Origin of the sequence: Pseudomonas crudilactis (assembly GCF_013433315.1) — a bacterium.
GTDB lineage: Bacteria > Pseudomonadota > Gammaproteobacteria > Pseudomonadales > Pseudomonadaceae > Aquipseudomonas > Aquipseudomonas crudilactis.
Genome location: NZ_WXVV01000009.1, coordinates 107,377 through 134,233 on the forward strand (window position 1 = coordinate 107,377; position 26,857 = coordinate 134,233).

Annotated in this window: 19 protein-coding genes; 3 read left to right on the top strand and 16 right to left on the bottom strand. The window is 60.0% G+C overall.

The features are described 5' to 3' along the window. Positions 1-115: 115 nt before the first annotated feature. From hutH to hutC, 8 genes are all read right to left on the bottom strand, one after another. Positions 116-1,639, bottom strand: a complete 1,524-nt coding sequence (gene hutH / locus GTU76_RS11970) for a histidine ammonia-lyase (protein WP_180698692.1) — start codon at positions 1,637-1,639, stop codon at positions 116-118. A 132-nt stretch (positions 1,640-1,771) separates the two neighbouring features. Beyond that, positions 1,772-2,602, bottom strand: coding sequence for a quaternary amine ABC transporter ATP-binding protein (locus GTU76_RS11975; protein ID WP_175552935.1), 831 nt, complete (start codon positions 2,600-2,602; stop codon positions 1,772-1,774). Then, positions 2,599-3,450 (bottom strand): ABC transporter permease, encoded by an 852-nt coding sequence (locus GTU76_RS11980; protein WP_007949591.1) that lies wholly within the window; start codon positions 3,448-3,450, stop codon positions 2,599-2,601. Before GTU76_RS11980 ends, GTU76_RS11975 begins: the two co-directional genes overlap by 4 nt. Positions 3,451-3,533: 83 nt before the next feature. Next, positions 3,534-4,502, bottom strand: a complete 969-nt coding sequence (locus tag GTU76_RS11985; protein WP_016984618.1) for an ABC transporter substrate-binding protein — start codon at positions 4,500-4,502, stop codon at positions 3,534-3,536. Between the two features lie 70 nt (positions 4,503-4,572). After that, complete coding sequence (locus GTU76_RS11990) at positions 4,573-6,045, bottom strand: purine-cytosine permease family protein (protein ID WP_180698693.1); 1,473 nt, start codon at positions 6,043-6,045, stop codon at positions 4,573-4,575. 163 nt (positions 6,046-6,208) lie between these two features. Further along, entirely contained in the window at positions 6,209-7,894 is a 1,686-nt protein-coding gene (gene hutU / locus GTU76_RS11995; protein ID WP_180698694.1) for a urocanate hydratase, read from the bottom strand. A gap of 449 nt (positions 7,895-8,343) precedes the next feature. Continuing rightward, on the bottom strand, positions 8,344-8,913 hold the full coding sequence (locus GTU76_RS12000; protein WP_180698695.1) for a HutD/Ves family protein: 570 nt from the start codon (positions 8,911-8,913) through the stop codon (positions 8,344-8,346). Beyond that, the gene (gene hutC, locus GTU76_RS12005) at positions 8,910-9,620 is read right to left on the bottom strand and encodes a histidine utilization transcriptional repressor HutC (protein ID WP_162130175.1); all 711 of its coding nucleotides are present in this window, start codon (positions 9,618-9,620) and stop codon (positions 8,910-8,912) included. The genes GTU76_RS12000 and hutC overlap by 4 nt, the downstream gene beginning before the upstream one ends. Positions 9,621-9,766: 146 nt before the next feature. Between hutC and GTU76_RS12010 the strand changes: the two genes are divergently transcribed. After that, positions 9,767-11,131: a formimidoylglutamate deiminase gene (locus GTU76_RS12010; RefSeq protein WP_180698696.1), complete on the top strand. Its 1,365-nt coding sequence runs from the start codon at positions 9,767-9,769 to the stop codon at positions 11,129-11,131. A gap of 88 nt (positions 11,132-11,219) precedes the next feature. On the opposite strand, the gene GTU76_RS12015 is transcribed toward GTU76_RS12010, so the two are convergent. Further along, positions 11,220-11,789 (bottom strand): lipocalin family protein, encoded by a 570-nt coding sequence (locus GTU76_RS12015; protein ID WP_122609145.1) that lies wholly within the window; start codon positions 11,787-11,789, stop codon positions 11,220-11,222. Between the two features lie 30 nt (positions 11,790-11,819). After that, positions 11,820-12,074 carry a hypothetical protein gene (locus tag GTU76_RS12020; protein ID WP_003220802.1) on the bottom strand — a complete coding sequence of 85 codons (255 nt, stop codon included), beginning with the start codon at positions 12,072-12,074 and terminating at the stop codon, positions 11,820-11,822. A gap of 282 nt (positions 12,075-12,356) precedes the next feature. Here GTU76_RS12020 and GTU76_RS12025 point away from each other — a divergent pair, with 282 nt between their 5' ends. Continuing rightward, positions 12,357-14,249, top strand: a complete 1,893-nt coding sequence (locus GTU76_RS12025; RefSeq protein ID WP_218586339.1) for a methyl-accepting chemotaxis protein — start codon at positions 12,357-12,359, stop codon at positions 14,247-14,249. A 167-nt stretch (positions 14,250-14,416) separates the two neighbouring features. Here the strand turns inward: GTU76_RS12025 and GTU76_RS12030 are convergent, their stop codons facing one another. The 5 genes from GTU76_RS12030 to GTU76_RS12050 all read right to left on the bottom strand — a co-directional run bounded on the left by GTU76_RS12030 (position 14,417) and on the right by GTU76_RS12050 (position 23,934). Continuing rightward, positions 14,417-15,019 carry a DUF924 family protein gene (locus GTU76_RS12030; RefSeq protein ID WP_016985752.1) on the bottom strand — a complete coding sequence of 201 codons (603 nt, stop codon included), beginning with the start codon at positions 15,017-15,019 and terminating at the stop codon, positions 14,417-14,419. A gap of 3 nt (positions 15,020-15,022) precedes the next feature. Continuing rightward, positions 15,023-16,033, bottom strand: coding sequence for a class 1 fructose-bisphosphatase (locus GTU76_RS12035; RefSeq protein WP_007909265.1), 1,011 nt, complete (start codon positions 16,031-16,033; stop codon positions 15,023-15,025). A 337-nt stretch (positions 16,034-16,370) separates the two neighbouring features. Further along, positions 16,371-17,735: a DUF3999 domain-containing protein gene (locus tag GTU76_RS12040; protein ID WP_180698697.1), complete on the bottom strand. Its 1,365-nt coding sequence runs from the start codon at positions 17,733-17,735 to the stop codon at positions 16,371-16,373. Then, positions 17,732-21,316 (bottom strand): DUF2339 domain-containing protein, encoded by a 3,585-nt coding sequence (locus tag GTU76_RS12045; protein ID WP_180698698.1) that lies wholly within the window; start codon positions 21,314-21,316, stop codon positions 17,732-17,734. Before GTU76_RS12045 ends, GTU76_RS12040 begins: the two co-directional genes overlap by 4 nt. A 167-nt stretch (positions 21,317-21,483) precedes the next feature. Further along, on the bottom strand, positions 21,484-23,934 hold the full coding sequence (locus tag GTU76_RS12050; RefSeq protein ID WP_016985749.1) for a glycogen/starch/alpha-glucan phosphorylase: 2,451 nt from the start codon (positions 23,932-23,934) through the stop codon (positions 21,484-21,486). Positions 23,935-24,194: 260 nt separating this feature from the next. Here GTU76_RS12050 and GTU76_RS12055 point away from each other — a divergent pair, with 260 nt between their 5' ends. Further along, positions 24,195-24,632, top strand: coding sequence for a YkgJ family cysteine cluster protein (locus tag GTU76_RS12055; RefSeq protein ID WP_016985748.1), 438 nt, complete (start codon positions 24,195-24,197; stop codon positions 24,630-24,632). 328 nt (positions 24,633-24,960) lie between these two features. On the opposite strand, the gene typA is transcribed toward GTU76_RS12055, so the two are convergent. Beyond that, the gene (gene typA / locus GTU76_RS12060; protein WP_016985747.1) at positions 24,961-26,781 is read right to left on the bottom strand and encodes a translational GTPase TypA; all 1,821 of its coding nucleotides are present in this window, start codon (positions 26,779-26,781) and stop codon (positions 24,961-24,963) included. Positions 26,782-26,857 lie beyond the last annotated feature (76 nt).

The window sequence follows — 26,857 nt, forward strand, 5'->3', positions numbered from 1 at the left end:
AATGCTCCTTTTGAGAGTTTGTTATTAACTTGCCATTCGCTCCGGAGCATTCCGTTATCCGTCGCTTTCAGCCTTGTGGGCATCCGGCGCCTTGGCACGCTGGCAGGGTAGTTTTTCAGTGCAAATTCGATAGAACGTTGTGCAGCGAATTCGGTTTTTTCAGAACGCTCGCAGCGGCAGCGATATCCGGCGCCAGCCAGCGATCCTGATCGTAGGCCGGGACCGTTTCGCGCAGCAGTCGCCACGCGCGGTCAGTGCCCACGCCAAAGCCTTGTTCCTTGAGGAATTCAAACGCCTGCGCCGCCAGCAGATATTCAATCGCGAGGATCTGCGTACAGTTTTCCAGCGCGCGATGCAGCTTCAGCGCGGCATTGGTGCCCATGCTCAAGTGATCTTCCTGCAGGCCCGAGGTGATGTAGTTGTCGAGCACCGCCGGTTGCGCCAATTGGCGGTTTTCCGCACACAGCGACGCGGCGACGTATTGGACGATCATCATCCCCGAGTTCACCCCCGGATTGGCCACCAGAAACGCCGGCAAACCACTGACGTGCGGGTTGACCAGACGATCGAGGCGACGCTCGGCAATCGAGCCGATTTCGGCCATGGCAATCGCCAGCAGATCCGCCGCCATCGCCACCGACTGGCCGTGCGGGTTGGCTTGCGACATCACCCGGAAATTGTCCGGCGTGCCCAGCAGGAGCGGGTTATCAGTGCAGCCGTTGAGTTCGCCTTCGACCTGTTTGATCGCGTGGTCGAGTTGATCACGCGCGGCACCGTGTACCTGCGGAATCGAACGAATGCTCAGCGCATCCTGAGTGCGAATGCCTTTGCTCGACGCAATCACTTCACTGCCATCGAGCAAGGCGCGCAGATTGATGCCGACCTGCTGCATGCCCGGGTGCGGTTTCAGCGCGATGATCTCAGCGTCGAACGCATCGATTTGGCCGCGCTGGGCTTCGAAACTCATGGCGCCGATGACGTCGGCCCATTGCACCAATCGCGTCGCATCGGCAATCGCCAGACAGCTGAGGCCGGTCATGCATGGCGTTCCGTTGACCAGGCACAAGCCGTCTTTTGCGCCGAGTTGCACTGGTTGCAGGCCTTCTTCGGCCAGCGCCTGTTGCGCCGAGGTGATCTGCCCGCGATAGCGGACATTACCGACGCCGAGCAACGCGATGCCGATGTGCGCCATGTGGGTCAGGTAACCGACCGAGCCTTGCGACGGAACCTGCGGGGTGATGCCGCGATTGAGCAGCGCCAGCAGCGCTTCGACGACGCGGCGATGAATGCCGGATTTGCCGTGGCTGTAGTTGTGGATCGCCGCGCAGATGATCGCGCGGGTCTGCTCGTCGGCGAGTACCGGGCCGACGCCGCAGGCGTGGCTAAGCAAGGTGTTGCGCGAGAGCTGGCTGAGCTGTTCGTCTTTTAGGGAAACGTTGGACAAACCGCCCAGGCCGGTGTTGACGCCATAGGCGCGCTCACCGCTTTCGACGATGCGCTGAACGATGCCTTGAGCGTTTTCGATACGCGCCCAGGTGTCGCTGGACAGCTCAAGTTGCGCACCGTGACGAGCGACGGCGACCACGTCCTGCCAACGCAGGGGGCTGCCTGTGATAGCGATTTTTTCAGCCTGGGACATCATTAACCTCATCCGAACATTGATACAGCTGTGCCGCCGTCTTCGCGAGCAGGCTCGCTCCCACAGGAGACCGCATTCCAATGTGGGAGCGAGCTTGCTCGCGAAGGGGCCGGCAGCCTCACCGCAAGTCTGTTAAACCACCGCCGCCCGCCGCTGCACGAAGCGGTCAACATACTCATCCGCCGGCGAATGCAGAATCTCGCGCGGTGTACCGACCTGAATCAGACGGCCATCCTTGAGAATCGCAATGCGGTTGCCGATACGCACCGCCTCGTCGAGGTCATGGGTGATGAAGACGATGGTCTTGTGCAACGTCTTTTGCAGCTCCAGCAACTGGTCCTGCATCTCCGCACGAATCAGCGGATCCAGCGCACTGAACGCCTCATCCATGAGGATGATGTCGGTGTCCGCCGCCAAGGCCCGAGCCAGACCGACGCGCTGACGCATGCCGCCGGAGAGCTGGTGCGGGTATTTGTTTTCGTAGCCTTTGAGGCCCACGGTGTTGATCCAGTGCAGCGCGCGTTCCGAGCACATTTGCTTGCTCTCGCCACGGACTTTCAGGCCGTAGGCGACGTTGTCGAGCACGCTCTTGTGCGGCAGCAGGCCGAAGCTCTGGAACACCATGCTGATCTTGTGCCGGCGAAATTCGCGCAGGGCGTCCATGTCGTATTGCAGGATGTCCACGCCGTCGACGAGGATCGCGCCGCTGGTCGGGTCGATCAGACGGTTGAAGTGACGCACTAGCGTCGATTTGCCCGAGCCGGACAGGCCCATGATCACGAAGATCTCGCCGGTGCCGATGCTCAGCGACAGGTCGTTAACGCCGACCACACAACCGGTCTCGCTCAGCACCTGATCCTTGGTCTTGCCCTGGCCGACCATCGCCAGTGCATCCTTGGCGCGGTTGCCGAAAATCTTGAAGACGTTTTTGACTTCGATCTTGCTCACGGTTGCGTCGCTCATTTGCTCACCTCATGCCGTGGCCGACCGTACGCCTGAGTAATGCGGTCGATGACCACTGCGAGAATCACGATCGCCAGACCGGCCTCAAGGCCACGCCCGACGTTGAGGGTCTGAATCCCCACCAACACATCCTCACCCAGACCGCGCGCGCCGATCATCGAGGCGATCACCACCATCGACAGGGCCATCATGGTGGTCTGGTTGATCCCGGCCATGATGCTCGGCAGGGCCAGCGGCAGTTGCACACCGAACAGTTGCTGCCAGCGGTTGGCGCCGAATGCGTTAATGGCTTCCATCACTTCGCCGTCAACCTGGCGAATGCCCAGATCAGTGAGGCGAATCAGCGGTGGCGCGGCGTAAATCACCGTGGCGAAAATAGCCGGCACCTTGCCCAGACCGAACAGCATCAGCACCGGGATCAGGTACACGAAACTTGGCATGGTCTGCATGATGTCGAGCAGCGGCATCAGCACTGAACGCAGGCGATTGCTGCGCGCCGAGAGAATGCCGAGTGGGATGCCGATCAGCACCGAAATGATCGTCGCGACCATCATCAGCGCCAGCGTCTGCATGAGCTTGTCCCACAGGCCGACAGCACCGACGAGAAACAGCAGACCGACGATGACAGCGGTGGTTACGACTTTGCGCGTGGCGTGCCAGGCAACCACACCGACGATCGCCAGCATCAGCCACCACGGCGCTGCGCGCAGCAGGCCTTCAAGGTTGACGATGGCCCACAGCAGCGTATCGGAGATATGGCGGAACACATCACCGTAGTTGGTGACCAGCGAATCGACCCAACCGTTGACCCAGTCGGCGATGGAAAAGGTAAAGCTTTCGGGAAACATAAGCGGCTCTCAATCAGAAATCTCAATCAAGCGATTACGGCATATCTCCCGGCCAGCCTCACGGTTGACCGGGAGGTATCGACCTACAGCGCCGCGTCGATTTTCTTGGCTGCGTCTGCACTGACCCACGCATGCCAGACTTCAGGATGTTCCTTGAGGAAGATTTTCGCCAGTTTTGGCGACTCGATACGTTCCTTCGCCATGCGGCCCAGATTCTGGTTCAGCAGATCGATCGGCAAGTTGACCTTTTCCAGCACGGCGACCAGTTCCGGGGCTTCGTCGTGGAAGGTTTTCGACAGGCCGACCTTGATGCTTACGGTCTTGTCGACGCCCGGTTTTTCTTCGAGTTTGACCAGATCCACCTGGCCCATCAGCGGGGTTGGCGACCAGTAGTAGAACAGGATCGGCTCGCCACGCTTGTAGCTCGACAGCACCGCCGCATCCAGCGCCGGGCCGGTGCCCGGACGGAAGTTGGTGTAGCTGCTTTCCAAACCGTAGCTTTTCAGCATTTCGCTGTTATCCAGCTCGCAGGTCCAGCCGGCCGGGCAGTTGTAGAAACGGCCCTTGGACGGTTCTTCGGCGTCCTTGAACACCGCGGCGTATTTGCCCAGATCAGCGATATTTTTCAGGTCCGGGGCTTTCGGTTCCAGCTTGCGCTTGGCGTCGCCTTCGATCACGTAACGCGGCACGTACCAGCCTTCCACCGCGCCGACGACCGGAGCGCCGACACCGACGACCTTGCCGGCCTTCTCGGCCTTGTTCCAGACCTCGCTGCGGCCGACCCACTCTTCGGCGAACACTTGAATATCGTTGCTGCTCAGGGCGTTCTCCATGGTGATGGAGTTGCCCGGCAGGCTGTCGGTCTTGCAGTCGTAACCTTTCTCCAGCACCACTTGCAGGACGTCGGTCAGCAGCATGCCGCTTTCCCAGTTCAGGCCGGCGAATTTCACCGGCTTGCCCGATTCGCACCAGCCAGCGGCTTGGGTCGCACCGGCACTGGCCAGCAGGCCCATGGACAGCAATGTGGTCAGCAGGGTCTTGTTCGATTTCATTGTTGTGACGCTCCTAATCATGAATTGGCTTACGGCAGTCAAGAGGCATCCAGCCCTGTCCACGTCCAAATCAGGCCTGCGCCGCAGCGCGACCGGCCCCGCTTGTTTTAGGTTGTACAACGCTGTTCTGCTCGACCGGCAGAATCAGTTGATCGGGCACTGCGCTGTGCCATTTTTTCGCGCACACGTAGTAAACGACGGCCGGCAGCACGAGGCCGATGATCCAGGAAATATCCACATCACCGAGGGCGGCCACCAGCGGGCCGGTATAGAACTTGGTGGAGATGAACGGCAGCTGCACCAGCACACCAAACACATAGACGCTGATGCCGAGCAGGTTCCAGCGACCGTAGCGACCGTTCGGATCGGCCAGTGCCGGCACGTCATAACGCTCGCGGGTGATGCAGTAGTAATCCACCAGATTGATCGCGCTCCACGGGGTGAAGAAGGCGAGCAGGAACAGGATGAAAGACTTGAACGCACCGAGGAACGAGTGCTGGCCGAGCAGCGCGATCAAGGTCGCCGTGCCAACGATGACCAGCACGAACACCAGACGTTGCATGCGCGTTACGGTCAGGTGACCTTTGAAACCACTGATGATGGTCGCGATGCACATGAAGCTGCCGTAGGAGTTCAGTGTCGAGATGGTCACCTTGCCGAACGCGATGCTGAAGTACAGCAGCGCGGCGGTCGCACCGGTGCCACCCAGACCGACGATGTAAGCCACTTCATGACCGGCGAACTGGCCGTTGGCTGAAGCGGCGGCGAACACGCCGAGGATCATCGCCACTTGTGCGCCGACGACAGAGCCTGCACCAGCGGCGAAGAAGGTTTTGACCGCCGAGGTGTTGCTCGGCAGGTAACGGGAATAGTCAGCCACGTAAGGGCCGAACGCGATCTGCCAGGAGGCCGCGAGCGACACCGCGAGGAGGAAACTGCTCCAGCTGAAATGACGGATTTGCAGGAGTGCGCCGACGTCGGTCTGGCTCATCAGCCGCCAGAACAGGAAGACGAAAGCGATCACGCCAATGACGCTGGCGACACGGCCGATCCAGTGGATCACCCGATAACCGAGCACCGTGACCAGCACAATGACGCTGGCAAAAATCAGGATGCCGACACTGTCGCTGACGCCAAACAACTGGCCCAGCGCCTGGCCGGAAAGCACGGTGCCCGTTGCGGTGAAGCCCAGGTACATCAGGCACACCAAGACGATCGGAATCGCCGCGCCATACACGCCAAACTGCACGCGACTGGAGATCATCTGCGGCAGGCCGAGCTTCGGCCCTTGCGCGGCATGCAGCGCCATCACCCCGCCGCCGAGCAATTGACCGATCAACAGACCGATCAACGACCAGAACACATCACCGCCGAGCACCACGGCCAACGCCCCGGTGACGATTGCGGTGATTTGCAGATTCGCACCCATCCACAAGGTGAATTGGCTAAACAGACGACCGTGTCTTTCCGCTTCCGGGATGTAGTCGATCGAACGCCTTTCGATCAACGGTTTGTTGCTTGCACGATCGGTGTTGACAGCCATGATTCAACCTCTGTGGATTGTTTTAATTGTTCACTGAGCTTCGGTAGGGCTGCTTTTCTGTGGGAGCGAGCTTGCTCGCGAATTGGCCAGCACATTCAACATCTGTGCTGGCTGACAGATTGCTTTCGCGAGCAAGCTCGCTCCCACATAAAGCCAAAGCGTGTTACTTGCCGCCGGTAATCATCGGCAGGTTAAGCCCCTGTTCCTTGGCGCAGTCGATGGCGATCTGGTAACCGGCATCGGCGTGGCGCATGACACCGGTGGCCGGGTCGTTGTGCAGCACGCGCGCAATGCGCTCTGCCGCTTCGTCAGTACCGTCGCAGACAATCACCATGCCCGAGTGCTGCGAGAAGCCCATGCCGACGCCGCCGCCGTGGTGCAGGGAAACCCAGGTCGCACCGCTTGCGGTGTTCAGCAGAGCGTTGAGCAGTGGCCAGTCGGACACAGCGTCGGAACCGTCCTGCATCGATTCGGTTTCACGGTTCGGGCTAGCGACCGAGCCGGAGTCGAGATGGTCGCGACCGATCACGATCGGCGCCGACAGCTCACCGCTACGCACCATCTCGTTGAAGGCCAGACCGAGCTTGGCGCGCAGACCCAGGCCGACCCAGCAGATACGTGCCGGCAGACCCTGGAAGCTGATGCGCTCGCGGGCCATGTCCAGCCAGTTGTGCAGGTGCGCGTCGTCCGGGATCAGCTCTTTGACCTTGGCGTCGGTTTTGTAGATGTCTTGCGGATCACCCGACAGCGCCGCCCAACGGAACGGGCCGATGCCACGGCAGAACAGCGGACGGATGTAAGCCGGTACGAAACCCGGGAAGTCGAACGCGTTTTCGACGCCTTCTTCTTGTGCCATCTGACGGATGTTGTTGCCGTAGTCGAAGGTCGGAATGCCTTGCTTCTGGAATTCCAGCATCGCTTTGACGTGCACAGCCATCGACTGCTTGGCAGCTTTGATTACAGCCGCCGGTTCGGTCTTGGCGCGGGCGCGGTATTCGTCCCAGGTCCAGCCGGCGGGCAGGTAACCATTGAGCGGGTCGTGGGCGCTGGTCTGGTCGGTGACCATGTCCGGGCGTACGCCGCGCTTGACCAGTTCCGGCAGAATTTCTGCCGCGTTACCGAGCAGGGCGATGGAGATCGCTTTGCCTTCCTTGGTGTATTTGTCGATGCGCGCCAGAGCGTCGTCGAGGTCTTTGGCCTGCTCGTCGACGTAACGGCTTTTCAGGCGGAAATCGATGCTGACTTGTTGGCATTCGATGTTCAGCGAGCAAGCGCCGGCGAGGGTTGCCGCCAGCGGTTGCGCACCACCCATGCCGCCCAGACCGGCGGTGAGGACCCACTTGCCGGTGAGGTTGTCGTTGTAGTGCTGGCGACCGGCTTCAACGAAGGTTTCGTAGGTGCCTTGCACGATGCCCTGGCTGCCGATGTAGATCCAGCTGCCGGCGGTCATCTGGCCGTACATGGCCAGGCCTTTGGCGTCGAGTTCGTTGAAGTGCTCCCAGCTCGCCCAGTGTGGCACCAGGTTGGAGTTGGCGATCAGTACGCGCGGGGCGTTAGCGTGGGTCTTGAATACGCCGACCGGCTTGCCGGACTGCACCAGCAGGGTCTCGTCGTCGTTCAGGTTGGTCAGGCTCTCGACGATCTTGTCGTAGCACTCCCAGTTACGCGCGGCGCGACCGATACCACCGTAAACCACCAGCTCTTTGGGGTTCTCGGCGACTTCCGGGTCGAGGTTGTTCATCAGCATGCGCAGCGGCGCTTCGGTCAGCCAGCTCTTGGCGGTCAGCTTGTTGCCGCGGGCAGCGCGGATCTCAACGTTGCGAAACTTTGTAGGCTTATTGTCAGTCACGAAAAAGACTCCTCAGCGATCAATTCAAACCAACCCTGGCAGTGGGCAAGCAGCCTGTGCGCTTCGATGCGCGACAAGCGAATCAGTGGACGCTGCGGAGAGTCTCGAGCGACTCATACGCATACGTCTTTACTTGTACATACAAGCATATGCAATCAAGCGGCCAACTTGCTGGGGGGCCGTTCAAGAAAAATTGCGGGCAAGGCTGGAGAGCGCCTGAATCAAGGGTTCAGGCATGGATGAAATTTTTCTTGGGGATGATTTAGGGAGGCGGGGCTTCGTTACATGAGCGTGGTTTTGCGCCACGCTGGGGCGTTCGGTAACAAGTTGGTGCGTGGGTTGGGAACACCCCAAAAGCAAAAGATCGCAGCCTTCGGCAGCTCCTACACTGGGTTTGATGTACACCCTGTAGGAGCTGCCGAAGGCTGCGATCTTTTAAGATTTCTGAATCAGCGTCCAGTCAGTTCAATGACGCAGCAACCCGCATTGGTGGAGACTTCGGCCAGACCGCTGTTGCCGTCCAGTTGCAGGCAATCATGTCGCCCCAACTGCGAAACACTGTCACCGATCCGGACTTCCAGCAACTCACTGACACTGAACACCAACACCGTCCCCGCCGAGCTGAAGAACCGCTGCTCACCGCCCAGCCACTGCAACCGCGCGCTGTAACGCTGCGGCGCGTAGATCAGATTGAAGTCGCGAATTGCGCCGCCGAGCAAAGTGCAGGACACCTGGCTTTCGCCACTGAAGGCAAACGGGTCGAGCGGTAACAGCGGCCGCGTATCGTCGCCGTCTACGCACAGGGTCATGCCATCACCCTGCAATACCGTAATCACCCGCTGGTAACCGGCGAACGTCGAAAAACCGCCGGACTCGGCGATGTCGGCAATCGACAGGCGCCAGCCAAAACCGTCCAGCCCTGCACCGGCATCACGGGTGATTTCTTCAGTGCTGCCGCCACCGTTTTTCCACGGCATGCGCGGGTAACCCTCGGCGCGTAAAACCTTAAGTGCACTCATTTATGGAACCGCCCTTCCAGACGATGACGAGAACCCGGGTGAATCAAACGTGCAGCGGTCACCGGCTGACGCCCCGACCACGTGCGGCGACGAATCAGCAGGCATGGCTCGCCTTTTTCAATCTGCAGCAATTTGCATTCGGAAGACTCAGCGAGGATCGCTTCAACCACGTGTTCGCCCTCGGTCAGCGGCGCGACCTGATTGAGATAGGCGTAAGGCGTTTGCAGAGTGAAATCCTGCTTGAGGTATTCCGGCGCGACCAGCGCGTTGACGAAACGGTCTTCGATTTGCACCGGTATGTCGTTTTCGTAATGCACGATCAGCGAGTGGAACACCTTCTGCCCTTCGCGCATGTCCAACGCCAAGGCGCGCTCGGAACCGGCGGCCTCTTCTTCGAGGGTGATCACCTGGCAGGTGTGGCGGTGGCCACGGGAAGCGATTTCGTCGGCGATGTTATGCACTTCGAATAACGCGGACTGACTCTTTGGTTCGGCGACAAAGGTGCCGACGCCTTGCATGCGCACCAACAGACCGTCGGCGGTCATTTCGCGCAGCGCACGGTTGATGGTCATGCGGCTGAAACCGAGTTGATTGACCAGCTCGCTCTCGGACGGCACGCGGTAGTGCGGCGGCCAGTTTCCGCTATCGATCTGCTGGGTGATCATCTGTTTGACGCGGGCGTACAAGGGCGCCGGACTGTCGCCCATGTTCGCGGCCAACGGGGAGACTGGAGGCGGAGTCGGCACGGTTGATCCCTGTTCATTGGATGAAAGTGGCTAGCTTGCCGGAGTTTACCGGGCAGGCAAACGTCTGTATATGTATATACAAATAACACACGATGGGGTGCTGAACCATGTCCGCCTTCTTTGCCGAACGCGCGCTGCTGCCTAACGGATGGGCCAACAATGTACGTCTTGAGGTCAGCGCCGAAGGCCTGCTGACCCAAATCCAGGCCGATTCCACCGCAGATGGCGCCGAACGGCTGAGCGGCCCGCTGCTACCGGGCATGCCGAATCTGCACTCCCATGCCTTCCAGCGAGCGATGGCTGGACTGGCCGAAGTGGCCGGCAATCCGAATGACAGTTTCTGGACCTGGCGCGATCTGATGTATCGGCTCGTCGGAAAAATCAGCCCGGATCAACTCGGCGTGATTGCCCGTCAGCTGTACATCGAAATGCTCAAGGCCGGTTATACCTCCGTCGCTGAATTTCATTACGTACACCATGACAGCAATGGCCAGCCTTATGCCGATCCGGCTGAGCTGGCGTTGCGCATCAGTCAGGCCGCGAGTGAAAGCGGCATCGGTCTGACCCTGCTGCCGGTGCTCTACAGCCACTCCGGTTTTGGCGGACAGACCCCGAATGACGGCCAGCGCCGCTTCATCAACAGCACCGAAAATTACCTGAATCTGCAATCGCGCCTGCAGCCAATGTTGGCGCAGCAAAAGGCGCAATCGCTGGGCCTGTGCTTCCACTCGTTGCGTGCGGTGACGCCGCAGCAGATCAGCGACGTATTGGCGGCAAGCGACAAGCAATGCCCGGTGCACATCCACATCGCCGAACAGCAGAAGGAAGTCGATGACTGCCTGAGCTGGAGTGGTCGTCGGCCATTGCAATGGCTGTACGAAAATGCCGAAGTTGATCAGCGCTGGTGCCTGGTGCATGCCACCCACGCCAACCCGGAAGAAGTCACTTTGATGGCCAAGAGTCGCGCCATCGCCGGGCTGTGCCTGACCACTGAAGCGAATCTGGGTGACGGAATTTTTCCGGCGGTGGATTTCCTCGCTCAGGGTGGGCGCATGGGCATCGGTTCCGACAGCCATGTGTCGCTCAGCGTGGTGGAGGAATTGCGTTGGCTGGAATACGGCCAGCGTCTGCGCGATCAGCGGCGTAACCGTTTGTACGGTGCGGATCAGCCGATGGTCGGGCGCACGCTGTTTGACGCGGCGCTGGATGGCGGTGCGCAGGCGCTGGGGCAGCCGATCGGGGCGCTGGAAGTGGGCAAGCGTGCGGACTGGATTGTGCTCGATGGCAACGATCCGTATCTGGCGACGGCCACGGGTGACGGGATTTTGAATCGCTGGTTGTTTGCCGGTAGCGATCGGCAGGTGCGCGATGTGCTGGTCAATGGCCAGTGGGTGGTGCGCGATGGTCGCCATGCTGGCGAAGAAGAAAGTGCACGCGCCTTCACCCAGGTTCTGCGCGACCTCCTCGGCTAGAAAAGCAAAAGATCGCAGCCTTCGGCAGCTCCTACAGGGTGAACACTTTCCCATGTAGGAGCTGCCGGAGGCTGCGATCTTTTCGCTCTTAATTCGAAGTCTTGGCCATCTGCCGATCCGACGCCCGCCAGATCAAACGTGTGGTGTCATAGCCCTGCTGACGCGCCTTGCTCAGCAGCTCTTCGCGCACCACCCCGTTGACGGTCGGTGTGCGTGAAAGCAACCACATGTACTTGCGACTCGGGTCGCCGACGATGGCGGTCTTGTAGTCATCGCTGACGTACAACACCCAGTATTCGCCTTTCGCCACACCCGGAATCAGGCGTGAAAACCAGGTATCGAATTCGACCCAAAGCTTGTCGGTCTTGCCCGGCACCTGTGGATAAGCCGTGCCCTTGGCCTCTTCCCACTGCCAGTCCGGGGTCAGGCAGCGATTGAGCACCGCGACATTGCCGTCAGGCTTGAGGGTGTAATGGGCTTCGGATTGCGCGCAATGGCGCTGGAAGTACATCGGCAAGCGCGCCAGCTCGTACCAGGTACCTTGATAGCGCTTGAGATTGACGCTGTTGACGGTTTTCGGCGCCAACGGGTCTACGCCGGAAGTGGCGCAGCCGGCCAGTACCAGGCCGGCAAAAAGGATCAGCAATAACCGCTTCATTTTTCTTCTCCGTGGGCGCGAAGCCCCGGTTTACTTCAGGCCTTGGCCGGAAAACATCAGCACTTTGTCACCGGCGTACTGCACGCTGATAAAGCTGTTCTTGTCGCCCCAGGTGCAACTGGACATGCCGAGCGCGCCCGAGCAATCAGTCGGTTTGCCCAGCAAGGTCTCGACTTCGGCCTTGGCCATCCCGGCCGAGAGCTTCGAATAGTTTTCCTGATTGACCTTGCTGCATGCGGCCAGCAGCACGCAAAACGTCAGAAGGGCGATAGATCGCAGCGACATGGTGTAACTCCTGGAACGAGGGGGGGATGGCATGGTGCCAACCAGAAGCTTAGAAGAGAAAACCCTCATCTGGTTCCGTGGGGGAATGGCTATTTATTAGCCCGCCCGTCTGGCATTTGCCGATAAATCAGACACTTTGTAGGGCTATTGAGCATTTCGTCGCATTTCGCCAAAGACGCCTAATCTTTGGCGCATCGCGGTCGAAATAAGAGCAGCGCAAAGCCCCCGAGTGTGGCAAATTGCCGCCCTTTCTTGACCAGCCCCTTCGCGGTAGTTCATTCGATGACCAGAAACATGAAATTCAGCCACAAGATTTTGTTGGCTGCCGCCCTTGTGGTGGCCGTTGCGTTCGCCTGTTTCATTTTCTTCAACGACTATCGACAGCGCGAAGCCCTGAGCACGAGCACCGAAGCCTCGATGCAGGAACTGGGCAGTCTGACCACCAGCAACATCCAGACCTGGCTGGAAAGCCGCATTCAATTGCTGCAATCGCTGTCGCAGCAAGTCGCGGTCGACGGCAACGCTCCGGCCAGCCTGAAACGCATCATCGACCTGCCCGCCTACACCGGCAATTTCCAGCTCAGCTATTTCGGCGGCGCTGACGGCGTGATGTTCTCGGTGCCGGCCGGCAACCGCGCCCCGGATTACGATCCACGCGCCCGTGGTTGGTACAAAGCGGCGAACAGCGCGCAGCAGACCATCGTCACCGAACCGTACATCGCCGCGTCGTCGGGCAAACTGGTGATCACCGTTGCCACACCAGTACAGCGCCAAGGGCAGATGCTCGGCGTCGCCGGTGCCGACATCGACCTGACCAGCGTCAGCGCGATCATCAACTCGCTGAACTTCGGCGGCCACGGCCACGCGTTCATCGTCAGCAGCGAGGGCAAGATCCTGATTCACCCGGACAGCAAACTGGTGCTCAAGACCCTCGCCGAGGCCTATCCGAACGGCGCACCTAAAGTCAGCCCGGGCCTGAAAGAAGTCGAGTTCAACGGCAAGACCCAACTGATCTCCTTCACCCACATCAACGGCGTGCCGTCGGCTGACTGGTACGTGGCGCTGGTGCTCGATAAAGACACCGCGTTCTCGATGCTCAGCGAGTTCCGCACCTCGGCGCTGATCGCCATGGTCATTGCCGTGGTGATCATCATCGCCCTGCTCGGCATGCTCATCCGCGTGCTGATGCAGCCGCTGCTGACCATGGGCCGCGCCATGCACGACATCGCTGAAGGTGAAGGCGACCTGACCAAACGTCTGGTGATTCACGGCAACGACGAGTTCGGCGCACTGGGCACCTCCTTCAACCGCTTCGTCGAACGAATCCACACCTCGATCCGCGAAGTGTCCTCGGCCACCGGCCAGGTCAACGAAGTCGCCCTGCGCGTGGTCGCAGCGTCGAACTCGTCGATGTACAACTCCGATCAGCAAGCCTCGCGCACCAACAGCGTGGCCGCGGCGATCAACCAACTCGGCGCCGCCGCTCAGGAAATCGCCCAGAACGCTGCGCTCGCCTCGCAGCATTCCAGCGATGCGCGCAGCCTTGCGGTCGACGGTCAGCAGGTGGTGGATAAAACCATCCAGGCCATGCAGCAGCTGTCGGCGAAGATCAGCGATTCCTGCGGCAACATCGAAACCCTGAACAGCAACACGGTGAACATCGGCCAGATTCTCGAAGTGATCACCAGTATTTCTCAGCAGACCAACCTGCTCGCGCTCAACGCCGCAATCGAAGCGGCGCGCGCCGGTGAAGCAGGTCGTGGTTTCGCGGTGGTCGCGGACGAAGTGCGCAACTTGGCGCACCGCACTCAGGATTCGGCGCAGCAAGTGCAGAAGATGATCGAAGAGCTGCAAGTCGGCGCACGCCAGGCGGTCAACATCATGACCGAGAGCCAGCGTGAGAGCGAAAGCAGCGTCGGCATCGCCAACCAGGCCGGCGAACGGTTGGGCAGCGTGACTCAGCGCATTGGCGAGATCGACGGGATGAACCAGTCGGTAGCGACGGCGACTGAAGAGCAGACGGCGGTGGTCGAGTCGCTCAATGTCGATATCAACGAGATCAACACGCTGAACCAGGAAGGTGTGGAGAACTTGCAGGCGACGTTGCGGGCGTGCGCGGATCTGGAGCAGCAGGCGGCGCGGTTGAAGCAGTTGGTGGGTAGTTTCCGCATTTAAGATCAAGGGCTTTACCCCCTCACCCCAGCCCTCTCCCCCAAGGGGGCGAGGGGGAAAGGGAGCAGATCTTCGCGCTGTTCAAACCTGAGTTCGACTCGATCTCTCAGGTCGATGTATCAAGCCCAGACACCTCGGTCAGCCCCCTCTCCCTCAGGGAGGGTAAGCTCTTAAAATCTAGAGCCAGGCTCGGAAAGAAACACCAACTCCTCAGCCGTAGACTCCCGCCCCAACACCGCATTGCGATGCGGAAAGCGGCCAAACCGCGCAATCACTTTCTGATGCCGCTCGGCATAATCCAGATTGTCGGCAAACACCGCCCGCTGCGCTTCCGGCTGTTCAGCCACCAGTTCTATAAACCTGGAAACGGCCTCATTCTGCACCGCGAGGTTTTCGCAGTGTTCGAACACCAGATAAATGAACACACGCTGAATCGGCTTCAACTGCCGATCAAAATCCGCGGCAATGCCTTGGGCAACCAGTTTCTGCGCGCGTAGATCGCCGGAAAACGCCTTTGGGGTGTCACGAAAGATCATTCGCGGCAGTTGATCAAGCAGTAACACCAGCGCCAGCCAACCTTCGGGACGTTGCGTCCACTCGGTCAATTCTCCGGCCAGGGCCTGATCGACAAAGACCCCGAAACGCTCACGCGCTTCGAGGTCTTGGCTGTCTCGCTTACCGAACCACAACTTGCCCTTGTCAGCCGATATCTCGTCAGGGGATTCGGCCTGTCCGAACCACCAATCGAGCAACGGCTGCCAAGGCGCGGTCATGATTTATTCCTTGTGGTAGGCCGTCGCGCGGGCGACTTCTTCTTTCGAGCCGAGGAACACCGCTACGCGCTGGTGCAGGCCTTCTGGCTGAATGTCGAGGATGCGCTGGTGACCGTCGGTGGACGCGCCGCCCGCTTGTTCCACGAGGAACGACATCGGGTTGGCTTCGTACATCAGACGCAGTTTGCCTGGCTTGGATGGCTCACGGCTGTCGCGCGGGTACATGAACAGACCGCCACGGGTCAGGATGCGGTGTACGTCGGCAACCATCGCTGCAACCCAGCGCATGTTGTAGTTCTTTTTCAGCGGACCTTCTTCACCGGCCAGCAATTCGCCAACGTAGCGCTGTACCGGGGCTTCCCAGTGACGCTGGTTGGACATGTTGATGGCGAATTCCTGGGTCGATTCAGGAATGGTGATGTCCTCGTGAGTCAGCACGAAGCTGCCCATTTCGCGGTCGAGAGTGAAGCCTTTGACGCCGTCGCCCAAGGTCAGTACCAGCATGGTTTGCGGACCGTAGATCGCGTAACCGGCGGCAACTTGCTGAGTGCCTGGCTGCAGGAACGCTTTCTCGTTCAGCGGCTCGTTCTGGCTCAGATATTCGTTCGGGCAACGCAGTACCGAGAAGATGGTGCCGACCGGGGCGTTGATGTCGATGTTCGACGAACCGTCCAGTGGGTCGAATACCAGCAGGTACGCGCCTTTCGGGTATTTGCCCGGGATCTGGTAGGCATTGTCCATTTCTTCGGACGCCATGCCGGCCAGGTGACCACCCCATTCGTTGGCTTCGAGCAGGATCTCGTTGGAGATCACGTCGAGTTTCTTCTGCACTTCGCCTTGGACGTTTTCAGTGCCCATGCTGCCCAGAACACCACCCAGGGCGCCTTTGGACACGGCGTGGCTGATTTCTTTGCAAGCACGCGCCACCACTTCGATCAGGAAACGCAGATCGGCAGGAGTGTTATTGCTGCGGGTCTGCTCAATCAAATAGCGACTCAGGGTAACGCGGGACATGGACGGCTCCGGTGGAATGGGGGGCTAAAAACCCGCGCAGTTTACAGGGAGTCTGAAAACGTAGCGAGCGAAGACGCCCGGTAACGTGCGTTGGGGTGTAATTGCCTGCATGAGACGTGAATGTGGGTGGAGAGTTCAGGTAGCGGGTTTAGCGTAGTTGGAAATCGGACGGGTGTGGCTGGGGGTTAATTGATCAGTTCGGAATATGTATTGGCTGACACGCCACTTTCGCGAGCAGGCTCGCACAGGGAATCGGGGTGACCGTTGAATTGGCGTCCATTGAAGATCCACTGTGGGAGCGAGCCTGCTCGCGAATGGCGCGCAGCGCCAGCCATTCTCAGGTGTTGGTCGGCGGCTTGCGCAACAGACTCGCCGCCATCGCCCCGAGGAACACCACACTCAACAACAACACCGCCCACAAGCCAATCTTCTTCCAATTGGTCTCAGCCACCGCCGCCGTGGTCGCCGTAGAAGTCTGCGTAGCTACCACGTCACCCTGCACCGACGCCTTACCCAACGCCGCCAGCTTCTCCGGTTTGAAATCCGGAATCAGCGTCGCCAACGGCAGATTCGCCGTCCTCACACTCGGATTACCCAGCGCAAGGCTGTAAGGCCCCTCGCCGCGCGCGAGGAATATCACCTGCGTCGCCCGCAACGCATATTTCAGACTCGGCGCCTGCTCACCCAGACCGCCGCCGCGCTCATCCACCGTCAGCTTCAACTGCTGCACGGTCTGCCCGTAGAGCTGCAATTCGTTCTGCTGCACGTCCTGATTATTCTGGGTCAGGCGATAGAGCAAACCGCTGCTCAGCGTCTGCCACGGCAAACTGCTTTCACGGCGCCCTGCCAGCGTCACTGGCGCCAAGCTGTTCGGCTGCTTCAGCTCGACCTGCACCCGCTCGACATTCAGCCCCATCGGCAGTTGCCAAGTGTATTCACCGGCCTTGGTGCTGCTGCCGGCCAATGCCTGCGACCAGACCAACGGCAGAGGCACATTGCGCGGATCACTGCTTTTCAATTGTGCTGCCGTCAGGATCGGCGCCGAATTCGGCGACTCCCACAGCAACCGCACATAACGCGCCGACTGCCCCGGCAACGTCACCTCATGCTGCTCGATGCGCTCATCGGAAAAAGTCAGTCGTGCCACCTGCCCTTCGCCCCACGCTTGCCAATGTTGCAGGTCGTCACTGGCCTCGATGCTGAAGCGCTGAAAACCGTCGCGCTCGCTGGTCCAGTCGAGGATCAATTGCTGCAACGGCGCCTTGATCGCACTCGCGTCCAACAGCCAACCGCGCAGCACTTCTTCGCCCGCCTCCAACTGGCTGGACGGTTGCACTTCGACCAGCGTGCCGTTGGTGGTCGCTTGCACACGCACATTCGGCGCGCGTTCGCTGGCGTCAGCGGCGTTGTACAGCGGAAACCATTTCACCTCGTGTAACTGCCCGTCGTCGCGGGTCTGTGCCGATTCGCGGGCCAAGGCGTAAGCCTGCGGTTCGCCGGCGGCGTTGAACACACGCAGATCACTGAGATCAGTCTGGCGTGCCTGCAATTGCACGCTCAACGGCAATTCGAGGCGATACCACGGGCCGTTGCCACTGACCGACAACGGCACCTGCGTGGCGAAGTCCGTCGGCTTTTCCTGAGCGCCGGCCACCATCACCACACCCAACGCCAACCAACCCAGATTTCGCATGCGACTCAAGATGAAACTCCTTCGGTATCCGGGGCCGGTTTGTCCGCCGCCGGCTCAGCTTCAATGCGTTTGGGCGGCAGCGGCGCGAAATAACCGACCACCAGCAGCAACACGCCGACGCCAATAAACGAGACGATCCGGGCGAGGCCACCACGGTTGCTCAGTTCGACAAAAATCAGTTTGGCCACCACCAGCGCAATCAATGCCGCGCCGATCAGCCACACTTCGCGACGATGACGCAGATGCCCGCCGATCATCAGCCCGAGCGCCATCAGCGTCCAGACGATCGACAAACCGGCCTGCACCAGCATTGAGGCGAGCAACGTATCCAGCTCGAACGGGATGCCGGCCCAATGGTGCGCCGCGCGGGTGACCAACGCGGTGCAGAAGGCGAACAGCGAAACCCCGGCGATCAATTGCGTGCCGTAATCGGCGTAGTCCTGCCGGATCGACAACTGCGAAATCGCACTGCGCGACCACACATAGACGCCGAACAATGCGAACAACAAACCCAGCTCTAATGGATTGAGCAGCGGCACGTAAGGAAGTGGCTCGGCATTACCATCGCTGACACCATTGGCCAGCCAGAACCACGCCAGCATCAACACCGCCAACGGCGCGGCAGCGTACAAGCGGTACTCGCGGGCAAACGCTGCGACCGGCCACGGCCAAGAGCGCGGGGCCGCTGCCAGCAACAGATAAACGCTCGGCAGAATCGCCCAGCCCAGCCAGCGCCAGGCGTTGTATTGCTCGGACAACAGCAGCAGGCCATAACGCAACTCTAGCGCCAGCACGCCAATCAGCAACCAACAGCCCAGTACATGCGCCGTGCTCAAAGCGCGCGCCGGCAGCATCGGTGCCAAGCGACGCAGGCTGAAGAAATGCACGGCGAATACTGCCGTCCACGCCAGCCAGCCGAAATCGGCCGCTGGGTGATAACGCGGATGCCAGGCAGCGAGCAACACCAGACCCGCCGCCGGAATCAGCAAGGTGCAGAGCAAGCCCAGCGCCGGCCATTTCAACCGCAGCGACAACAGCGTCCACAACGACACGCTGACGGCGGCGACCATTAGCAACAGCGTGCCTTGCAGATTCGGCGCAGCAAAGCGCAGCACTTCACTGACCCACGCCAACGCCCACCAACCGGCGCCCCACACCAGCAACACTTCGGACAAGCGCTGCAAGCTCAATGCATCGAATGCCGAGGCGTGATTGCCCATTTGCAGGCGCCACGCACCGATCATCGCCGCCAGCCCCAGCACCAGCGGCGTCCAGAATCCGCCATGGGCCAGCGGTTTCAAACCTTCGCTGGACAGTGGCCCGAGCAACTCCGGACCGGCCAGCAAAAACGCCGCGCCACCGATCACTTGCAACAACAAACCGAAAACAAAACTCACGCGCTGCTTGAGGTACAGGCTCAGCCAGATAATCAGCAAACCACTGGCCGCCCACACCGCGCTCGCGGTCTGCCATGGCAGGACAAACAGAACCGCCAGATTGATCAGCACCAGACCGGCCAACAGCACCACCGACAATCCGCGCAGCAGACGTACATCACCGCGCACCATTTCATCACGGGCCGCCAACAGCATGCCGGCGATCAACGCCAGGCCGATCAGCGAAGCACTGAGCAAGCCACTCCAGCCGGCGCTGAACACCGCTGCCGAATCCTCGCCCGCGCCTTGCAGACGCAACAGGAACAACGCACCGCCGAGCAACTGCACGGCAAACGCGGTGAACAGGAAGGTGCGCGATTGAATCCGCAGACCGACAAACAACGTCACCAGACCGGCCAGCGCCCAACTGATCGCCGTGCCTTGCGTAAAGAAGAACAGCGGCGCCAGCAGATAGAGGAAGGTCAGGCCCAGAGACGCCAACACCGGCAAACCTTGACGCTCCCAAGGCGAGGCTTGTTCCGGCGTGGCCTTGCGCAATTGATAGAAACTGAACAGCAACGCAATGCCGAGCATCAACGCGCCCAACGGTGCACCGTCAAGCAGACTGCTCTCGCCGACGCGCAACTGACTGAGAAACGCCAACGCCGACCCCAGTTGCAGGAGCAAGGCAAAGGCCCGGGCGAACGGTCGATGCTGGCGCAAACCGAGCCAGAAAATCCCCGCGCCTTCCACTGCCCATGCCGCCGAGGTCCAGCGCGCATCCAGCCCCAACGGAATCGCCAGACTGGCGAAAATCACCCCGAGCGCCAGACAGGTTTCGCCCAGCAGCACCGCGCGTCCGCCCATCAATACCTTGGCCAGCGCCATGTAGATCATGCCCAACGCCAGCGCACTGAACGCCGCGGCGAATTCCAGATGCTGCACCAACGCAAATTGCAATCCGAAGCCAATGATCGGCGGTCCGAACAGCATCGTCCCGTCGACATAATCGCCTTTGCGCGCCGACCAGTGCAGCAGCGCCTCGCGATCGCCCTCCGCCGGTGCATCGGGCATGTCCAGCAATTTGCGGCGGGCGAACAGCAGGCCGATGGCGAGGTACATCAGGAAGAACAGAATCAGGAACGGTTCGGTGCTCCACAACAGCTCCGGCGCGTACGAACGCAGGCCCCAGGCGAAGCCGATGCCGAAGGTGCCGACGAAGCCGATCAGGTTAAGCAGACGCCAGGCCTTGAACCAGGCGATGGCAAGAATGCCGGCGTTGAGCAGCGCGAAATAACTGAACAGTGCGACGTGGTTGCCGGCGCCGGTCGAGGTCAGAATCGGCGCGGCGAAACCACCCAATGCCGCCGCAGCTGCCAGCCCTAAAGCATCCTGAGTGATCGCCAGAATCGCCGAGAACACCGTCACCGCGACCAGCAATCCCAACGCGGCGGACGGATCTAGCAACGGATGCAGACGCATCGCCGCAAACACCGTCAGGTACAGCACCGCGATCCCGGTGCCTTGCAGCATCAACGCGTAATTGCTGTTGCGCCGGCGTAGCCACCAGCCCAGCGCGAGCAAGCCCAACGCGGCCGCCGCGACACCGGCGTAACGCAACTCGATCGGCACGACCATGCCTTCGGTGGCGTAGCGCAGCAGGAATGCGAGACCGAAGAAGAGCAACACCACGCCGACCCGCAGTACGGTGTTGCCACCAAACAGCCAGTTACGCGCGGCGCTGATGCCGCGCTCGATGAGGTTCGGGCCACGAGGTTCAGCAGGTTTTTGCGGCTCGGACGTAACGGCGTCGAGGCGCCAGACATCAGCAGGCAGCGGTTGACTGGTTTCGCTGGCAGCGACGGAAATCGGTTCGAGTGCGGGCGGCAGTTCCCAGACCAGTTCGGGGGCCGGGGCTTCTTCGACTGCTTTGAGGGGTTCGACGACAGGTTCGGCGGCCGGCGCCGAAGTCGGTGGAGGGGCAGCATGAAGGGGCGCGCCTTCGAGCAGAAACAGGCGCTGTTCGACGCCCTGCAAAGCGACCTTCGCCTGCTCAAGTTGACGTTGCTGCTCCATCGCCTGCGAGCCAAGCCGCGCGATGCGGATCGTCTGCCCGATCACCAGCCCCAGCAGCGCGCCCAACAGCGCATCACTGAACGACTCGTCGAGCAGCCAGCCGAGCACCAGCCCGATCAACATGAACATCCATTGCATGGTCGATATCCCTAAGCGCGAAGGCTAATCCGGGAAGATTAGCGCAGCCTGACCCAAAAAGATCGCAGCCTGCGGCAGCTCCTACAGGGTTATGCGAACACCTGTGTAGGAGCTGCCGAAGGCTGCGATCTTTTCCGGCGCGCGATTATATCGAGCCGACTGGAAAGTTACTCCAACGCTTTCCAGATATCCGTGGCGTACTCGCGAATCGTCCGGTCCGAGGAGAACCAGCCCATCCGCGCCGTGTTCAGCACCGCCGAACGCCACCAGTTGTTACTGTCGTGCCAATGCTCTTCAACGCGTTTCTGCGCTTCCCAATAAGAGTCAAAGTCGGCGCAGACCAGGAAGCGGTCGTAATCCACCAGCGAATCGATCAGCCCGGTGTAGCGCGAAGTGTCATCCGGCGAGAACACCCCGCTGCGAATCGCTTGCAGCACGTCGTTCAAACGATGGGACGCGGCGATGTCTGGCAAGGCGCTGAACTCATGATTCTGTTTACGCGCTTCAACCTGTTGTGCGCTGAGACCGAAGATAAACATGTGTTCGGCACCGATACGCTCGCACATCTCGACGTTGGCGCCGTCCAGCGTGCCGATGGTCAGTGCGCCGTTGAGGCCGAACTTCATGTTACTGGTGCCCGACGCCTCGAACCCGGCAGTGGAAATCTGCTCGGACAAGTCCGCCGCCGGAATGATGCTCTCCGCGAGGCTGACGTTGTAGTTGGGCAGAAACACCACTTTCAGCAGGCCGCGCACGGTCGGATCGTTGTTCACCACCCGAGCGATATCGTTGGTCAGCTTGATGATCAGTTTGGCCTGGTGATAACTCGCCGCTGCTTTGCCGGCGAAGATTTTCACCCGCGGCACCCAGTCGACTTCCGGCTCAGCGCGAATCGCCTGATACAGCGCCACGGTGTGCATAAGGTTGAGCAACTGGCGTTTGTATTCGTGAATCCGTTTGACCTGCACATCAAACATGGCCGCCGGGTTGACCGCGATACCCAGCCGTTCGTGAATCAGATAGGCCAAAGCCTTTTTGCTGTGCAGGCGTTGCTCGGCGAAGGCTTTGCGGAACGCGGTTTTCTCAGCGAAAGGCTCGAGATCGAGCAGTCGCTCTTCCGGGTTATCCAGCAAATCCGGCCCCAGCGCATCAACCAGCATCGAAGTCAGTTCAGAGTTGGCCTGATACAACCAGCGGCGGAAGGTAATGCCGTTGGTTTTGTTGTTGATCCGCTCCGGATAGAGCTTGTGCAGCTCAGCAAACACGGTTTTGCGCATCAGTTGAGTGTGCAAGCCAGACACACCGTTGACGCTGTGCGAACCGAGGAACGCGAGGTTGCCCATGCGCACCCGGCGACCGTTGTCTTCTTCGATCAGCGACACCGCGCGCAGCACGTCGAAATCGTGAATGCCTTTGGCGCGCAGCGAGTCGATGTGCTGAGCGTTGATCAGGTAAATGATCTGCATGTGCCGTGGCAGCATGCGTTCCATCAAACCCACCGGCCAGGTTTCCAGTGCTTCCGGCAGCAGCGTGTGGTTGGTGTACGACAGCGTGTCGACGGTGACTTGCCACGCCGCGTCCCACGCCACGTCGTAGACGTCGACCAGTTGGCGCATCAGTTCGGCAACGGCAATCGAAGGGTGGGTGTCGTTGAGCTGGATCGCCGCGTGATCGCCCAGGGTCAGTACCGAGGTGTGCATGTTGCGATGGCGACGCAGCAGATCCTGCAACGAGGCGGCGACGAAGAAGTATTCCTGACGCAGGCGCAGCTCTTGCCCTGCTTCGGTACTGTCCGCCGGGTAAAGCACGCGGGAGATACTTTCGGCGCGAGCAACCTCGGCGACGGCGCCCAAGTGGTCACCGGCGTTGAAGCGTTCCAGGTGCAAATCTTCCATGGCGCGGGCACGCCACAGGCGCAAGGTGTTGACGCTCGCCCCGCGCCAGCCGACCACCGGCGTGTCGTAAGCAATCGCGCGGACGGTTTCCGCCGGTGACCAGACCTGTTTGGATTTGCCGGAAACGTCGGTGACGGTTTCAACGCTGCCGCCGAAGCCGATGGAGTAGACGACTTCCGGCCGTTCAAACTCCCACGGGTTGCCGAAATCCAGCCAGTGCTCGGTCTGCTCCTGCTGCCAGCCGTCGACAATAGCCTGGCGGAACAAACCGTGTTCATAACGAATGCCGTAACCGTGGCCAGCGATGCCGAGGGTCGACATGCTTTCCATGAAGCACGCCGCCAGACGACCGAGGCCGCCGTTGCCCAGCGCCGCGTCGGGCTCCAGCAAGCGAATGCGCTCCAGATCAACGCCGAGTTCGGTCAGCGCCTCACGGGCGACATCGAGCAGGCCTAGGTTGCTCAGGCTGTCGTAGAGCAAACGGCCGATAAGAAATTCCAGCGAGAGGTAATACACCCGTTTCTGGCCTTTGCGGTAGATCTGCCGGGTGTGGTCCATCCAGTGTTCGACCATGTGATCACGCGCAGCCAACGCGATGGCTTCGAACCAGTCATGGTCGAAGGCGTGATCGGGGTCTTTGCCCACCGCGTAGGTGAGTTTGGTCAGGACGGCGTCGCGGAATGCGGCCACCTCTGCTTCGCGAACTAGTGGTTCTTGAGTCATCAATGGGACCTCGAGCGAGCGGGGAATTGTCTGAGCCTAGACGGTCTGACCGACGGTCGAGGCTCTGGTTCGGCAGTATTTCCTGAGACGGTGAGATGGCCCGGCATTACCTTGGCGGATGAGCTAATGAATGCAGGGGCCGTGCCGAATTGTCCGGCAATGTGCCTGTACGCAGAAAAAATCTGGCGAAAGGTTGTTCAAAAATCCACCAGTCCCGGTATGATCGCGCGCCCTGATGCACACACGCCTGGTAACTCCCGATGATGAAGCCCAACCTGATTGCCGCCGCCGAGATCGATCGTCTCGATACGTGGGCAAAATACTCAGCCCCGATGTGCGGTTCCTGCGTGTCCAGCTGCTGCACGCTGCCGGTTGAGGTGAAGATCAAGGATCTGGTGCGCATCGGTGTGGTCGACGAGTTCGAACTGGGCGATCCGCCAAAGAACATCGCCAAGCGTTTGCAGAAGGAAGGCCTGGTCGAGCGCTTCAACCAGAAGTCCGGCATCTTCACCCTGCAGCGCATGAGCAACAACGATTGCTACTACCTGGATCGTAAGAGCCGCCTGTGCACCATTTATGACAAGCGCCCGGATACCTGCCGCAATCACCCGAAGATCGGGCCGCGCCCGGGGTATTGCGCGTATAAGCCGAAGGAAGTTGAGCGCGTGCAGAATTTCCGCGCTATCGAGAAGTTCTAAAAGCTGACCCTCATCGGAACGCCGCCCGCCCAGCCCTCTCCCGGAGGGAGAGGGGGCCGACCGAGGTGTCTTGCGCCTGACATCGACCTGAAAAATATAGTCGATTATAGATTCGGTACAGCCCCACCAAATCGATTATGGATTCAGCAGAATTCTTTCAAGTCGATGCATCTCATGAATATCCCCATTCGGTCCCCTCTCCCTCTGGGAGAGGGCTAGGGTGAGGGGCTCTTGATCTTCAAGACTCAATCCACATTTCCCCCCAGACAAACAAAAACGCCCCCGGTCTCGCGACCGGGGGCGTTTTCATTCAGCCTGAACTAATGACTCAGTTCTTGGCTTTCTTGGCAGCGCGGGTACGCTCGCTTTCGTCCAGGATCTTCTTGCGAAGACGGATGGACTTAGGAGTGACTTCGCACAGCTCGTCTTCCTGGATGTATTCCAGAGCCTGTTCCAGAGTGAACTTCACTGGTGGAACCAGAGCGATGGTTTCGTCTTTACCCGAAGCACGCATGTTGTCGAGCTTCTTGCCCTTGGTAGGGTTAACGCCCAGATCGTTGTCACGGCTGTTCTGACCAACGATTTGACCGTTGTAGATCTCCTGGCCGTGTTCTACGAACAGCTTGCCACGAGCCTGCAGGGTTTCCAGCGAGTAGGTCAGTGCCTTGCCGGTTTCAACCGAAACCAGAACGCCGTTCTGACGGCCGGACATGTGGCCCGACTTGACGGTGTCGTAGCGATCGAAGATCGAGGTCAGGATGCCAGCACCGTTGGTCAGGGTCAGGAACTGGTTACGGAAACCGATCAGACCGCGAGCAGGGATGTTGTATTCCAGACGAACACGGCCCTTGCCATCCGGCACCATGTTGCTCAGGTCGCCTTTACGCAGACCCATCTCTTCCATGACCTTGCCCTGCGCTTCTTCAGGGATGTCGATGGTCACGTTTTCGAACGGCTCTTGCTTGACGCCGTCAACTTCACGAATGATCACTTCAGGACGGCCCAGGGCCAGCTCGAAGCCTTCGCGACGCATGGTTTCGATCAGTACCGAGAGGTGCAGCTCACCACGGCCGGAAACCTTGAACTTGTCAGCGGTGTCGCCTTCTTCAACGCGCAGTGCAACGTTGTACAGCAGCTCTTTGTCAAGACGGTCCTTGATGTTACGGGACGTCACGAACTTGCCTTCTTTACCGCAGAATGGCGAGTCGTTTACCTGGAAGGTCATCGAAACGGTTGGCTCGTCAACGGTCAGAGGCTTCATCGCCTCGACAGTGTCCGGGTGGCACAAGGTGTCGGAGATGAACAGCGAGTCCATACCGCTGATGCAAACGATATCGCCTGCTGCAGCTTCTTCAACGTCGATGCGGTGCAGACCGTGGTGACCCATCAGTTTCAGGATACGGCCGTTACGGCGCTTGCCGTCAGCACCGATCGCCACAACCGGGGTGTTCGGCTTGACGCGGCCACGAGCGATACGGCCAACGCCGATAACACCCAGGAAGCTGTTGTAGTCCAGAGCAGAGATCTGCATCTGGAACGCGCCGTCACGGTCAACAGCCGGAGGCGGAACGTGGTCGACTACCGCTTGGTACAGCGGGGTCATGTCTTCCGCCATGGCGGTGTGATCCAGACCGGCAATGCCGTTCAGGGCCGAGGCGTAAACAACCTGGAAGTCCAGTTGTTCTTCGGTAGCACCGAGGTTGTCGAACAGGTCGAAGATCTGGTCCAGAACCCAGTCCGGACGCGCGCCTGGACGGTCAACCTTGTTGATCACCACGATTGGACGCAGGCCGGCTTCGAAAGCCTTCTTGGTCACGAAACGGGTTTGCGGCATAGGGCCGTCTTGAGCGTCAACCAGCAGCAGAACGGAGTCAACCATCGACATTACGCGTTCAACTTCGCCGCCGAAGTCGGCGTGGCCCGGGGTGTCCACGATGTTGATGTGGTAGCCGTTCCAGTTGATGGCGGTGTTTTTCGCCAGAATGGTAATACCGCGCTCTTTTTCCTGGTCGTTGGAGTCCATCACGCGCTCGTCGTTGAGCTCGTTGCGCTCCAGAGTGCCGGATTGACGCAGGAGTTTGTCTACCAGGGTGGTTTTACCATGGTCAACGTGGGCAATGATGGCGATGTTGCGTAGATTTTCGATCACTTGTGTATCTCGATCAGAGGATTCGGTTTGCTGACAAGTCTTGGCAGCGATTAGCAGTAGTGTCCGGCATGGCCGT

What these genes read in the sequence shown, in the direction of transcription:
- hutH (WP_180698692.1), bottom strand. Translation starts at nt 1,639, where the DNA reads ATGTCCCAGGCTGAAAAAATCGCTATCACAGGCAGCCCCCTGCGTTGG.
- GTU76_RS11975 (WP_175552935.1), bottom strand. Translation starts at nt 2,602, where the DNA reads ATGAGCGACGCAACCGTGAGCAAGATCGAAGTCAAAAACGTCTTCAAG.
- GTU76_RS11980 (WP_007949591.1), bottom strand. Translation starts at nt 3,450, where the DNA reads ATGTTTCCCGAAAGCTTTACCTTTTCCATCGCCGACTGGGTCAACGGT.
- GTU76_RS11985 (WP_016984618.1), bottom strand. Translation starts at nt 4,502, where the DNA reads ATGAAATCGAACAAGACCCTGCTGACCACATTGCTGTCCATGGGCCTG.
- GTU76_RS11990 (WP_180698693.1), bottom strand. Translation starts at nt 6,045, where the DNA reads ATGGCTGTCAACACCGATCGTGCAAGCAACAAACCGTTGATCGAAAGG.
- GTU76_RS12000 (WP_180698695.1), bottom strand. Translation starts at nt 8,913, where the DNA reads ATGAGTGCACTTAAGGTTTTACGCGCCGAGGGTTACCCGCGCATGCCG.
- hutC (WP_162130175.1), bottom strand. Translation starts at nt 9,620, where the DNA reads ATGGGCGACAGTCCGGCGCCCTTGTACGCCCGCGTCAAACAGATGATC.
- GTU76_RS12010 (WP_180698696.1), top strand. Translation starts at nt 9,767, where the DNA reads ATGTCCGCCTTCTTTGCCGAACGCGCGCTGCTGCCTAACGGATGGGCC.
- GTU76_RS12015 (WP_122609145.1), bottom strand. Translation starts at nt 11,789, where the DNA reads ATGAAGCGGTTATTGCTGATCCTTTTTGCCGGCCTGGTACTGGCCGGC.
- GTU76_RS12020 (WP_003220802.1), bottom strand. Translation starts at nt 12,074, where the DNA reads ATGTCGCTGCGATCTATCGCCCTTCTGACGTTTTGCGTGCTGCTGGCC.
- GTU76_RS12025 (WP_218586339.1), top strand. Translation starts at nt 12,357, where the DNA reads ATGACCAGAAACATGAAATTCAGCCACAAGATTTTGTTGGCTGCCGCC.
- GTU76_RS12030 (WP_016985752.1), bottom strand. Translation starts at nt 15,019, where the DNA reads ATGACCGCGCCTTGGCAGCCGTTGCTCGATTGGTGGTTCGGACAGGCC.
- GTU76_RS12035 (WP_007909265.1), bottom strand. Translation starts at nt 16,033, where the DNA reads ATGTCCCGCGTTACCCTGAGTCGCTATTTGATTGAGCAGACCCGCAGC.
- GTU76_RS12045 (WP_180698698.1), bottom strand. Translation starts at nt 21,316, where the DNA reads ATGCAATGGATGTTCATGTTGATCGGGCTGGTGCTCGGCTGGCTGCTC.
- GTU76_RS12050 (WP_016985749.1), bottom strand. Translation starts at nt 23,934, where the DNA reads ATGACTCAAGAACCACTAGTTCGCGAAGCAGAGGTGGCCGCATTCCGC.
- GTU76_RS12055 (WP_016985748.1), top strand. Translation starts at nt 24,195, where the DNA reads ATGATGAAGCCCAACCTGATTGCCGCCGCCGAGATCGATCGTCTCGAT.